This window comes from Microcoleus sp. A2-C3, from assembly GCF_036706065.1.
Classification (GTDB): Bacteria; Cyanobacteriota; Cyanobacteriia; order Cyanobacteriales; family Microcoleaceae; genus Microcoleus.
This window is the reverse complement of record NZ_JAUBVX010000039.1, coordinates 15,443-28,909: the sequence shown is the minus strand read 5'-3', so window position 1 is coordinate 28,909 and position 13,467 is coordinate 15,443. Positions and strand designations below refer to the sequence as shown.

Genomic DNA, 13,467 nt, shown 5'->3' with positions numbered 1-13,467 from the left:
GCCGATGACGTTGTGATTTTAGACTTCTTCGGTGCATCGCCGACTGTTGCAGGTGCTGGTTTCATCGAAACCATCAATAACCTCTCAGGTACCGACATCCTCGCTGCTAATCTCACTGAGGCTACGGCGGCACCAGGAACCAATTCACTCACAGGCACTCCCGGCAATGATAACCTCACAGGCACTGCCGGTAATGACAACATCTCAGGCCTCGGTGGCAATGACACCCTCAGTGGGTTAGATGGCAATGACACCTTGCTGGGCGGTGAAGGAAACGACAGCCTCAGTGGAGGTGGGGGAAATGATTCCCTGATTGGCGACAGTGGCACTGACACCCTTGATGGCGGTGCGGGCAATGATTTTCTGAGTGCAAATGGCAATCTCGCTGGTGGTGATGGAGATGACACGCTTTTTGCCGGATTTGGGGCTAGCACCTTGGATGGCGGTGCGGGCAATGACTATCTCAGTGGTGGCGGTAATAGCATTGTAGAAGGCGGTGCTGGCGATGATACGCTCAATGCCGCATTTAGCATTGGAAATACGCTGCGAGGCGGTGCAGGTAACGATCACTATCTGCTGCAAGATTCTGGGCAACGTCAACTTCAAATTCAGGATACAGGTGGTATTGATCGCTTAGACTTTGTTGATTTTAGCAACAATGTCAGTACCAGCCCTAGCTTGTCGCTGTCGCTGTCATCGGGAAATACAGGCTTAACCCGACAAGGTACTAGCTTGCTGATTGACATCAACAAAGACGGAATCGCCCGCCCAGCCGATGACGTTGTGATTTTAGACTTCTTCGGTGCATCGCCGACTGTTGCAGGTGCTGGTTTCATCGAAACCATCAACAACCTCTCAGGTACTGCGATTCTCACAGCTAATTTACCAGAGGCCCCAACACCAGTCACAACACCAACGCCTGTCACAACACCAACACCGGCAACAACACCAACACCGGCAACAACACCAACACCGGCAACAACGCCCGCACCCATACTAATACCCGTAACAACGCCCACACCAGTCACAACGCCCACACCAGTCACAACGCCCACACCAGGCACAACGCCCACACCAGGCACAACGCCTACACCAGGCACAACGCCTACACCAGGCACAACGCCTACACCAGGCACAACGCCTACACCAGGCACAACACCTGCAACCGTTTTCACGCCAGCGCCGGATCAGTCGATCGCACTGCCGATCGCACCCACAGCCACGCCTACACCCACACCAACTGACTCACTGCCTTCTAACCAGGGCAGCAATCGCAACGACATTCTAGCTAGCACAGGCAGTAACAATCTCCTGTTTGGCAACGGCGGAAACGATTCCTTGGTAGGCAATAGCGCCAACGACACATTCTTCGGAGGCAAAGGTGACGACGCCCTATTTGGCAACAGCGGCAACGATAGCCTCTTTGGCAATCGCGGCAACGACACTCTGGTTGGCGGCGATGGCCAAGATACCGCATTTGGAGGCAAAGGTGACGACGTGATCTTTGGTGGCGGCGGCAACGATCTCCTCAATGGCGATCGGGGTAACGACTTCCTGGTTGGTGTTGATATTACCGCAACTAATCCCGGACGCGGCGAAATCGATACCCTGATTGGCGCACAAGGTAACGATACCTTCTTGCTGGGAGATGCAGTCAAGTTCTACTACAACGATGGCATCGATACCGGTACTGGCGCCGGCGACTACGCTTTGATTGTCGGCTACGACTCCAGCGAGGATATCATCCAGCTTCAAGGCGCTCCCAGCACCTACTTGTTCGGTGCTTCTCCCGCTGGATTGCCCGATGGCACCGCTATTTTCAAGAAGACTCCGGCTGCAAATGAGTTGATTGCGATCGTCCAATCTGTTTCTCCCCTGAGCCTTGATGGTGGCTCTTTGCGCTTCGTTTAAGCGTTGAGGGCGATCGGATCGATCGCTCCTCCAGTTTTTCCAATGGCCCCGGCGGTTGAAACCGCGGCTATACAAACGATGTCCGCCTCCGCGGACTGAAGAGTAGAAGTATAAGTCCTGCCTTTGGTGCAGGACTTTTTTTTGTTTGGAGGGGCGATCGACCATCCACCAAAACTTAATTGTCAAAATGGTTGACTCAGAATCGCAAAATCGTTGTATAATGTGTTTCAGGTCATTTTTTACCGCGACACCTCAAAGGTGAAAGCAAGTAAAAAAGACTAAGCGCGGGCGTAATTCAGTGGTAGAATGTCAGCTTCCCATGCTGGACGTCGTGGGTTCGAGCCCCACCGCCCGCTTTAACTGAATTTTCATATTTCTATGAAAATCAATTAGTGCTATCAATTCGATCTATGGCTAATTTCTTAACCGCTGCATTATATAAGTTCGTTGAATTATCCGATTTTGCCGACCTCAAAGCACCGCTACTCGATTGTTGCAACCACCACAACGTCAAAGGCACTATCTTGTTGGCAGCAGAAGGCATCAATGGGACGATCGCCGGTTCATCCGAGGGCGTACACGCAGTGCTCGCATTCTTGCGCTGTGACGCGCGTTTTGCTGATTTGGTTCACAAAGAATCTTTTTCGGAAAAAGCACCTTTTTACCGCCTGAAAATCCGCTTAAAACGCGAAATCGTCACGATGGGAATACCCGATATTAATCCATCCCTCATGGCTGGCAAATATGTCAAGCCCGATGAGTGGAATAAGCTGCTTGATGATCCTGATGTTGTCGTAGTTGATGTGCGTAACAACTTCGAGGTATCTATGGGTACTTTTGCAGGCGCTATTAATCCCAAAACAAAAAGCTTTTCCGAGTTACCTGAATGGGCGCTCAAAGAAGCTGCTTTACGCGAAAAACCAAAGGTAGCAATGTTTTGCACCGGTGGTATTCGCTGCGAAAAATCTACTGCTTTTTTGCGATCGCAAGGCTTTAATGAAGTCTATCATCTCGAAGGCGGGATTTTAAAATATTTGGAAACGGTGCCGGAAGCAGAAAGTCGTTGGGAAGGCGAATGTTTTGTCTTTGATGAACGGGTTTCTGTTGTTCATGATTTAAAGCCTGGTAACTACGAACTTTGTCGCGGTTGTCGTCACCCAATTAGTGAGGAAGATAGGGCTTCAGAATTCTTTGTACTTGGTGTAAGTTGTCCTCATTGTCATGACTCGAAAACTGAAACTAAAAAACAAGGCTTATCTGAGCGGCAGCGTCAAATTGAGTTGGCTAAGCGTCGCAACCAAGCACATATCGGCGCACGCTATGATGCTAAGGAAAAACCCGATAGTGCGATCGATTAATAGTATTAGCACGAAGCTCAAAGAAACCGGGTTTCTATGAAAAATCTGGCTGGGTGACGAGAAATCTAGAAAGAAACCCGGTTTCTGACTCTAAAGCCTTCCTAATGACTAATGACTAATGACTAATGACTAATGACTAATGACTAATGACTAATGACTAATGACTAATGACTAATGACTAATCCTATAGCGGTTCTCAGAAAGATGAGGATAGCCCTATGCCCTATGCCCTATGCCCTATGCCCTATGCCCTATGCCCTATGCCCTATGCCTTATGCCCTATGCCCAGTCGTACCTCACCTTTTTGAGAAAGGCTATATATGTCACCAACCTACCCAATTTTGTATTCCTTCCGCCGCTGTCCCTATGCTATGCGCGCGCGCTTGGCGCTGATGGTTAGCAATCGCGCGTGTGAGTTGCGGGAAGTTGTTTTACGAGACAAACCACAAGAAATGTTAGATGTATCTCCGAAAGGTACGGTACCGATATTGATTGATGTTGATGGGCGTGTACTCGATCAAAGTATTGATATCATGTTGTGGGCATTGGGACAACATGATCCTCAAAAATGGTTGATGCCAGAACAAGGTTCTGTGACAGAAATGCTAGCACTAATTGCTCAATTTGATGATAGATTTAAATATCATCTCGACCGTTATAAATACCCTGAGCGTTACCCAGATGTTGATGCTCAAGTGCATCGATATGAAGGTGCTTTATTTATCGCGAAACTCAATGCACAGTTAAGCGCGAACAAATATTTGTTTGGTAATAGTGTAGCATTAGCTGATATGGCGATCGCACCTTTCGTCCGTCAATTCGCCCATACCGATACAGGTTGGTTCAACCAACAGCCTTGGATGCCTCTACAAGCTTGGTTAACAGCCTTCACAGACTCGGAAATCTACGCTAGTATTATGCACAAATACCCGAAATGGGAATCTGGCAATGCAGGTGTTGTTTTTGGGCGATCGTAATTACGTATTCTGATAAGCTGTCTCACATTTAATTTATAACTTAAACTCTTGTGGCGCGGGCATCCTGCCCGCGATCTAGCTTAAATTCAAATGCCAAATAGCCGATCGAATCCGGTGACATTAGAATTATACTATTACCCGCAATCAAGATGCAATGTTATTCTCGTCGCTCAGGCGTTAGTGTATTCTAGTAAGTATTGTCAGGCTGAAATTATGATTGATGTTGGTTCGTTAGTTCGATCGCCCAAAAACGATATGGGAATCGGAAAAGTTGTCGAGGTATCACACCCCGATGCCGTAATTGAATATTTTTGCTCAGTAAAAAACCGCATCCGCAAAACTGTACCCTTGGGTTTGCTACAAGAAGCCAGACTTCAGCGCCAAACCCGCTGCTACCTCTGGAGCACAACTCAGGAAAGATGGATAATTGGCCGAGTTTATGACTGGGATGAAGATAAGTTAGAGTACGAAATTGACCTCCCCGATAGCCAAAGTTTGCAAGCTGTCGAAACCGAACTTTACGTGCGCTGCAATATCCCGATCGCCGATCCGATCGACATTTTAGCAGTCAAAGGCCAAGAAACGCCGTATTTTCACGATCGCCGATTGGCATTTGTCCAATCTGCGATCGAACAGCGCGCCGTCAGCCGTGGTATGACCGGATTAATCTCTGCGAACATAGACCTGTACCCGCACCAAGTTGAAGTCGTGCGGCGCGTCTTAGAAGACCCAATCGTGCGCTATTTATTGGCAGATGAAGCAGGATTAGGCAAAACAGTAGAAGCTGGGACAATTCTCCGCCAATTTCTACTGGACGATCCCAACGGGCGCGCTGTGGTTATCGCTCCCAAATACCTACTCGAACAGTGGCGGCAAGAATTAGAAAATAAATTCTATTTGTCTCATTTTGCTGACAGAGTGCAGCTTGTTTCTCTTACCGAAATCAATCAAATTAGCCGCAACGCTAACCTCGATTTTCTGATTGTTGATGAAGCACAGGATCTGGCGGCAATGGCTAATTCTGGCGATCGCAATCAGCAACAATCCTTTGAACTCTGCCAGAAACTCGCTCACAAAAGCAAAAACTTATTGTTATTATCAGCAGCGCCAGTCGTCGGCCGCGAGCAAGATTTTCTAACGATGTTGCACTTGTTAGATCCCACAACCTATCGTCTTGAAGATTTGGAAAATTTCAAGGAACGAGTACAAAGCCGTCACGAAATTGGTCGTACTTTACTGGATTTCCGAGAAACAACACAGCCTGCTGTTTTGCAAACAAAACTTGCTGAACTCCGCACTCTTTTTGCTAAAGATGATTATTTAATCGGATTAGCAAAGGAATTAGAAAAATGCTTGAAAACCGCAGATACTGAAGAAAAATCTCGCCTAATCCGAACTATTCGCACCCACGTTAGCGATACCTACCGCCTCCATCGCCGGATTCTCCGCAATCGCCGAGATGCGGTGGAAGATGTAATTTTCGATCGCGATACTGTCCCCAAAGCCGAGTACGATCTGAATGACGAACAGTGGTCAGCAATTCAAACTGTACTCGATAAATGGCGCGCTGCTGCTCCCAAATCTAGCGAATATCAGAGAATTTTTCTGCTATTTTTCCGCGCTTCCGGTACTTGGCTGAATGTTTTGGAACGGGTGATCAAAGCTCGTTTGCAGAAGAAATCAAGTCCAGAGATCGATCGCGATTTTGGACAAAGTGACACGGCGATTTTGACTCGAACTGCGCTGTTTTCCGAAGAAAGGGAACTTCTCGAAACCTTACTCAACACCGTGTCAAAGGTCGAGGAAGGGTTCGATCGACTGGGTTTGTTACGAATCGCAATTTTGCGATTTTTGGCAGTTGCTTTGAAGGTTCCGCGCGAGTATCACACCAATCCTCGCGATTTGCTCTCCAGAATTCAACAGCAAATTAAACGACCGATTCCGGGCGAGCGTTTCCCGAAAATTGTAATTTTTACCAGTTTTACGGTAACTTGTCAAGAAATTGCGGAGAATTTAGCTAAAATCTTTGGTAAAAAGGCGATCGCCAGCCATGACATGGCCAAGTCTGCGGATGATGTGGAGGATAGTCTGCATCGGTTTAAGACTGAACCGCATTGTTTTGTCTTGGTGTGCGATCGATCGGCAGAAACAGGCGTAAATCTGCAATTAACAGATTGGTTAGTCCACTTCGATGTACCGTGGTTTCCCAACCAGTTAGAACAAAGACTCAGCAGAGTCGATCGCATTGGTAGCAAAATGGGAGTCCAATTTTGTTTGTTTGCAGGCCCGGATATGCCCGACAGTCCCCACGAAGCTTGGTTTCAAGTCTTGAAAAACGGGTTTGACATCTTCAACAAATCTATTTCCAGCCTTCAGTTTTATGCTGACAAAAAGCTCATTCAACTTGAAGAAAAGTTGTTTACTGAAGGAGCAAAAGGCTTATCAAGCGAACTTGAATCGATTAAAACTGAAATCGAACAAGAGAAAATCAAAATCGATGAACAGTACGCTCTCGATGAAATAGACACACTCGATGACAGCGCATCTCAGTATTTTGAATCCCTCGACAACTGCGATGCAGGCCATAAAGAAATGCAGCGGGCGGCGGAAGGTTGGCTGTGTCAAGCTCTCCACTTCAAACAAGTCGAACATCCGAGTATATCTGGTTTGATGCGCTATCAACCTACTCAAAAAACCTTAATTCCCTCCAAGGATTTGACAACTCGATTAGTTCCCTATTGTCAGCAATACGGTAGTTACAATCGGCGCATTGCTCATCAAAATACCGATGTGGTTCTTTACCGAACTGGCGAGGGATTAATTGATGCACTGGGCGCTTATGTTCGCTGGGACGATCGGGGTCAAGCTTTTGCGATGTGGCGCCACGATGAAAGTTGGGATGCTGCGGAAGGGAAGGAATGGTTTGGCTTCCAATTTAATTATTCAATCCAGACTGATGTGCAGCCTGCTGCTCAAGTTTTGCAAGCACAAAACATCGAAAATTACAACTTGAAAGCTTTGCAGCGGCGTGCTGATGCTCTGTTTCTGCCAACTTTTGAAACGGTGTATGTAGATGCTCGCAGCGAACAAATGTCTCTGGTAGAAGATGCGGAAGTTCTGGCAATTTTGCAGCGGGGTTATAAGGGGAAAGGCGGCCCGAATCGGGATTACAATTTGTCGAAAAATCGTACTTCGATGATTGACAGTTTTGTCGATCCGCTGGATTGGGATGATTTTTGTCAAAAGGGGCGGGTGGTATCTGAGGAATTGCTGCGCGGGCGTGAGGCTTTTGTCGAAATGTGCAATAATTCCGCTATCAGTGCTGCAATTCAACTTGAAAACCGGGTGAATCAATTGCAATTACGTTTGAATCGACTTTCTAAATCGGCACAACTTTTAGAATCGGTTTTGGCTGATGAAATCAGTACGGAAAGTGCGTTGAGTCAAGCGGTTTTAGCGGGAATTCGCCGCCCGCACCTGACTCTGGAGTCTGTGGGATTTATTGTGATTTCTGGGCGTGCTCCTGTGAAATCGGAGGATGAGGGATAATTTAGCTATAAATTCAAAAGAATACGCAGTCTTTCCTCTACCATTATTAATGTTGTTGGAGAGACTGTGCCCCACAGTTCAAAAAGTCTAAACCATCCTCTAAAGTGGTGTCCCAGAGCGATCGTTCTTCAAGTTCTTCTTGCCAAGCTTCGGGGTTATTGCGTAGAGCAATATAAGCTTGGTTTGCTGCTTCTAAAAACTGTTGTCTTCGGTATTGTTCGATTGCTTGTTCGAGAACTGCTTGGATTGATTTTCCAGAGCTTGCAGAGAGTTCTGCGAGGATTGTATAAAATGTGTTGCCGATCGTAACTGTAGAAGTTTGATTCATGTTAGTTTTTTACTTGCTCCAACGTTACCCAACTATCATAGCTCGTATTGAAGACACATTTTTATCAAGCGACTCAATACAGATGACGGCAACTCTTAACTTGGCCGATGTTTTGCCGTCTAAACACAAATTTTACACCATTGCTGCGATTCGCTCATCTTGCGGGAAGATTGCACCTCGCTTTTCTAGTTCGTACTTTGCATCTTCATCAAGTCCGACATTGTTACCAAATCGAGCACTTTCTACTTTGGCGGTGCTCAGGTTTGTTGCCGTCAAATTAGCATTGTGCAAATTGGCATTGCTTAAATTAGCATTGCTTAAATTAGCATTGCTTAAATTGGCATTGCTTAAATTGGCATTGCTCAAGTCTGCATCGCTCAACTCGGCAGTCCACAAGTCGGCATCGCTCAGGTTGGCACCGCTCAGGTTGGCAAAGATCAGGTTGGCAAAGATCAGGTTGGCACCGCGCAGGTTGACAGCGCTCAGATTGAAACCGTTCAGGTTGACACCGCTCAGTTTGGCACCGCTCAGGTTGATACCGCTCAGGTTGACACCGCGCAGGTCGGCACGGATCAGGTTGACACCGCTCAGGTTAGCACCGCTCAGGTTGACACCGCGCAGGTCGGCGCCACTTAAGTCAGCGCGACAAAGTTTTATGTTTGTTAGTTTAGCATTGCTTAAGTTAGCCGAACTCAGATCAGCACGACTCAAATCGGCATGATCTAAGTTTGCACCGCTGAGATTGAATCTACTCAATTTGCAGCCAACTGCTTTAACACTACTTAAATCAGCTCCTGCTAAATCTTCATCTGGATTTAGACCAGCCTGTTTCATCAATTCCGATAAATTATCTGTATCTGCTTCAAGGATTTGTTTGATGTCATTTGCAAGCGATTCAGACTCACTAGAGTTAGGAAGTTGCGATTGTCGTCCCTCAAATTTAGTCGGTTCAGACTCACTGGTATTAGGAATTTGCGATTGCGTCGTTCCACTCGCAATGACAGGATTATGTTTGAGTTCCGATTGCGTCGTTTCAGTCGCAATGACAGAATTATGTATTATCTGAGTCTGTCGCGCATAAAATTTAGTCAGTCGCTTTTCTTCGCTCCAAGCAACAAACGCAATTCCCCCAACTACACTTAACCCTACTGTCAAAGCTGGTGGATTTCCTCCTGTCAGCAACAGCATCCCCAACAAACCAACACCAACTTGAGCCGTTTGCTTTACTAAAGAATTTAATCCAGCTTCAGCTTCTTGATAAAGACTAATTTGTTTGCGGTTGACTAAAGTCATATCAAATATCTCCTAGGGATTATTTTTCAAATCTTTTAAATCTGCCCAAAATCGACCAATGATTCGACCTGCGAGAACTATCCACAACAAAAAATCAGAAGCTACAATAATGAAACAAGCATAACGAGATACACCCCAAGGGCTTTCTTGCAGACAAATATCGAAACCTGAAAAATCTTTACCGATAATAATTTCACCGATTAAACCGGGAAGCTTTAAAATAATACCGATCGCGATCGCATCCTGAATTGATCCATAAACTGTTCTCCCAAGTTTACCCATCAACGCATAGAACACCTGATCGACAATCTCTAAAACATTCATCACTACCTTTTGGATGAATGTACCCGATCGCGTACTGACTGGAGGAGATTGTTCTACAGCAGTTGGACTTGATTGGGATGCTGTCGGTGGCGGAGTTGGTGGCGCAGTCATTACGGCACGGTATAAAGTTATATCAATTTTGATCGCACTTTATATATTTTATCACAATACACTTGGGTTAACAGGCTAATTGCTCAGGATGCACCGCACTTGATTGAGAAGCAACCTAGTCTTTGCGATCGCCTTCTCTGCGATCCCAATGACAAAAAAGCGTTAACCCAAGCGTATTTACCTCTAACCATCGCCCAAAACTGTGAAACGCTTCACTCTACTAAACCTCCTCAAAAATCGCTCCCCGTTGCTGTAAATTCAGCTTCACATCCTCCGCAAGTCCGGCGTTATTCCCAAACCTGGCTGACTTGACATTCGCACCGCTGAAATTAGCATTTGTTAAGTTCACTTCGATCAGATTTGCGCCGCTCAAATCTGCACCGCTGAAGTTAGCTAAAGCCAGACTGGCGCGGTACAAATCTGCGCCACTCAAATCGGCATTTCCTAGGAAAGCGCCACTCAAATCAGCACCGCCGAATTTGGCGTTTTGCAGGTTGGCGTCGCTGAAATCGGCATCGTTTAAGTTTGCACCCCGGAAGTTTGCCCGATCGAGCTTTGCACTGCTAAAATCAACTGCACTTAAACTCGTTCCCAGCAAGCTACCACCCGCGAAATCCTCTGCTGGATTGAGATTAGCGATTTTTGCCAGTTCGCCAAAATCATCGGTTTTAGCGGAAATAATGCGATCGACCATTTCCTGCAATTCCGATTCAGCCTGCGCGACAATTTCCACCTCAGGCTGTTCCACCGCAGGCAAATTGTAGGACAATAGCGCCCAACTGAGAGCCGGTTGGAGCTTATTTGCTAAATATACAGTCAAGACTCTTGCTAAAACCGAATGTTGATTTGGCGTAATATCATGCGGCCACAAACCCTCCGCATCTGTGAGATAAATATCTTCTTTCGCAACTTCAAAAGTCGCTGTAATCCGCAATGGTTTCGCGGGAAAATTTGCTATTTTAACACTTTTTAGCAAACCTTTTAATACTGGTTTGCCTCGTTTTAATGTAAAAATCCAAGCAGGCTTTGTATCGTCGCCGATTGTGGAAATGTCACAAAACGTGCAATCAGTTTCCTGGATTTTTTCCAAATTCTCGCTGTCTGAAACTTCCCGCAGACTTTCGGTTAACAAAACTTCTGTAGTGCTTTGGATTGGCGACAGTTTGAAATCTCCGACTAACTGACGCGATGCTACGGGAATTTCGCAGTTTTCCAGATTTAACTGGAGTGTCCCGCCTTGCAGACCAAATTTAACCCGGCCGCCGAGCAGAGGTTCCCAATGCTCGTTAAAATTGAGGCTCAAGTGAATGTCGAGCTGCTGGGTTTGGGCTGCAACCGATGGTAATGGAATTGCTTCTAATTGCATCCACAAGCAATCTGGGTATTTGTTGTGAGACTCTAGCGATCGCATATCGGGAGAAGTGCTGGCTCTGCCAGACTGTGATGGAGATTTTGACGAGTGCTTCATTTCTAATTTATCATAATCCGGCAATTTTTTATATGTGATGATTGTGATAATTTCTCATTGGTTGGTGATGTGCGCGGGCGGGCGCTATGTTGATTGGTTGGTGATGTCGGCGTGGCGCCCGTTACATTAAATTGTTGAGGAGTTCGTCGATCGCACTTTTGGATTATATCATCAAAGGCGATCGCACTCTTCACCTTTACTCACGTATTTGCGCCGGAAATACCGTAGATAAATCGAGAGACAACTCTGGAAAACCTGGAATTACCACAAACTCATTCGGCAAAACCACTCGTTTCACTCGATAATCGAAACCACCTGTTTGTTTCTGATAAGGTTCGCTGTACATTTCCAGTTGAGGCTCTACCAAATTAAATATCCAATAATCAGCAATCCCAGATTCAGCGTAGAGAGATAACTTGGTTCTCTGATCGTACTTCAAAGTAGAATCAGAAACCTCAATTACCAAAAATATATCAGCATTTTCCGGGTGAGAAGATACATAATTGTCAGAACGATGGCGGGCAATCACCACATCAGGTTCTGGTTCGCTATCAGTAGGCAAAATAATCGGTTCCTGACCGCGCACGCAAGCACGTCTTGCCATCAACACGTACAATTCTCCAAATAACAGCGAGTTACAAACCGAGTGAAGCCTACCTTTAGCAGCCATTTTGATAATTTCTCCGCGAATCAATTCAAATCGAGCGTCGGATTCAAAAAATCCCAGTTCTGCCAAACGGTGATATTCCGTGATCGAGAATCGTTTTGCAGTTACGGCAGTCATAGCTTTTATTCCTCTCTACAATTACCAACATTCCCATTCTACTCGAAAATCCCGCCCCGCGTCCTCAACTCAATTTTCACCCCTTCCGAAATCCCCAAACAACCAATAAACCTCGCGTTTTCCACTACCACATTTTTTAAATCAGCGCGGCTCAAATCAGCACCGTTTAAATTTGCACCGCTCAAATCAACACCGCTCAAATCAGCATTTTTGAAATCAGTATTTGTCAAATTTGCATTTACCAAAAGCGCATTCGGCAAATAAGCACTGCTCAAATTTGCGCCAGTTAAATTTGCACCACTCAAATTTGCCCTCGGCAGCTTGGTTCGCAAATCTGCACCGCTCAAATTGGCGCTGCTGAGTTCAGCATCGCGCAAATTAGCATTGCACAAAGTAGCATTAATTAAAATAGCAGAACTCAGCAAAGCACCGCTGAGATCTGCCAAGGTTAAATCTACGCCCTGGAGGTTGGTTTCGCGTAAATCCGCGCCGTTAAAATCAGCGTAGTGCAAGTCAAAACCGCTTAAATCAGCTCCGGCAAAATCCTCGACTGGATTCAAACCAACTGTTTCTGCAAGTTGGAGAAAATTATTATTTTTATCGGTTAAAAACAGTTCCCGCACGATCGCCAATTGCTGCTTTCGGTACTCGTCGGCCTTCTCATAATCCGCTAAATACTTGTAAGCCAGCTTCAAACTCTTCAGGGAATTGCGTTCAATACGATCGTCCTTATGAACGCGCGCGATCGACAATTGCTGCTGATAACACTCGATCGCACCGGGCAAATCGCCATTCCCATCGCAAGCTAGGGCCAAATTCCCCAAAGCTTCCAACTCCCCGCGAGAGTCGCCCGTTTCCCGCGCGATCGCCAAACGCTGCTGCTGGTAATCAATAGCACCAGAAAAATCTTCCAGAGCACAGCAAGTATTGCCCAGATTTCCCAAAGCATTCGCCTCGCCCCGGCGATCGCCAATTTCCCGCGCTAACACCAAATGCTGCTGATAACAGTCGATCGCGCGATCGTAATTTCCCAGCGCCTCGTAAGCAACACCCATATTACCAAGCGCCGCGCCCGATCGGCGTTGATCGTCAATTTCCCGATAGAGGGCCAGCGCTTGCTGCCAAGAATCCAGCGCCGCCTCAAATTGGTGCGCCTGATATTGCGAAATCCCCTGCTTGATTAGCTCGCTAGCTTGTTCAGTCATACTGTCAAAATTAGTTAATAACTCAAATTGATAGTAATCGACTTGAAGGGGTAATTGGTAATCGGTAATTGGTAATTGCTAATCAGTAATCGGTATCCATCCCACTCTCCCACTCTTTACCCTGAGCGAAGCCGAAGGGCCATCTCCCGATGCTCCCGC

The 13,467-nt window shown here is 46.3% G+C and carries 10 protein-coding genes and 1 tRNA gene; 5 read left to right on the top strand and 6 right to left on the bottom strand.

Annotated features, from left to right (window positions below):
* From QUB66_RS20435 to dpdE, 5 genes are all read left to right on the top strand, one after another.
* Positions 1-1,911: calcium-binding protein (locus tag QUB66_RS20435; protein ID WP_332968666.1), on the top strand; the 1,911-nt coding region annotated here is incomplete at its 5' end.
* A 284-nt stretch (positions 1,912-2,195) separates the two neighbouring features.
* Positions 2,196-2,267: transfer RNA gene (locus QUB66_RS20430), tRNA-Gly, on the top strand.
* A 54-nt stretch (positions 2,268-2,321) separates the two neighbouring features.
* Positions 2,322-3,269, top strand: a complete 948-nt coding sequence (gene trhO, locus QUB66_RS20425; RefSeq protein ID WP_332968665.1) for an oxygen-dependent tRNA uridine(34) hydroxylase TrhO — start codon at positions 2,322-2,324, stop codon at positions 3,267-3,269.
* Between the two features lie 320 nt (positions 3,270-3,589).
* Complete coding sequence (locus QUB66_RS20420; RefSeq protein WP_332968663.1) at positions 3,590-4,246, top strand: glutathione S-transferase; 657 nt, start codon at positions 3,590-3,592, stop codon at positions 4,244-4,246.
* A gap of 90 nt (positions 4,247-4,336) precedes the next feature.
* Positions 4,337-7,795 (top strand): protein DpdE, encoded by a 3,459-nt coding sequence (gene dpdE, locus QUB66_RS20415; protein WP_332968661.1) that lies wholly within the window; start codon positions 4,337-4,339, stop codon positions 7,793-7,795.
* 46 nt (positions 7,796-7,841) lie between these two features.
* Here the strand turns inward: dpdE and QUB66_RS20410 are convergent, their stop codons facing one another.
* The 6 genes from QUB66_RS20410 to QUB66_RS20385 form a co-directional block, all read right to left on the bottom strand.
* Positions 7,842-8,123, bottom strand: a complete 282-nt coding sequence (locus QUB66_RS20410) for a hypothetical protein (protein WP_332968660.1) — start codon at positions 8,121-8,123, stop codon at positions 7,842-7,844.
* A gap of 132 nt (positions 8,124-8,255) precedes the next feature.
* Positions 8,256-9,416: a pentapeptide repeat-containing protein gene (locus QUB66_RS20405; RefSeq protein ID WP_332968658.1), complete on the bottom strand. Its 1,161-nt coding sequence runs from the start codon at positions 9,414-9,416 to the stop codon at positions 8,256-8,258.
* A 12-nt stretch (positions 9,417-9,428) separates the two neighbouring features.
* Positions 9,429-9,851, bottom strand: a complete 423-nt coding sequence (locus QUB66_RS20400; RefSeq protein WP_332968656.1) for a hypothetical protein — start codon at positions 9,849-9,851, stop codon at positions 9,429-9,431.
* Positions 9,852-10,071: 220 nt separating this feature from the next.
* The gene (locus tag QUB66_RS20395; RefSeq protein WP_332968655.1) at positions 10,072-11,319 is read right to left on the bottom strand and encodes a pentapeptide repeat-containing protein; all 1,248 of its coding nucleotides are present in this window, start codon (positions 11,317-11,319) and stop codon (positions 10,072-10,074) included.
* A 196-nt stretch (positions 11,320-11,515) separates the two neighbouring features.
* Positions 11,516-12,103 (bottom strand): Uma2 family endonuclease, encoded by a 588-nt coding sequence (locus tag QUB66_RS20390; protein WP_265235190.1) that lies wholly within the window; start codon positions 12,101-12,103, stop codon positions 11,516-11,518.
* Between the two features lie 38 nt (positions 12,104-12,141).
* Positions 12,142-13,308: a pentapeptide repeat-containing protein gene (locus QUB66_RS20385; RefSeq protein ID WP_332968654.1), complete on the bottom strand. Its 1,167-nt coding sequence runs from the start codon at positions 13,306-13,308 to the stop codon at positions 12,142-12,144.
* Positions 13,309-13,467 lie beyond the last annotated feature (159 nt).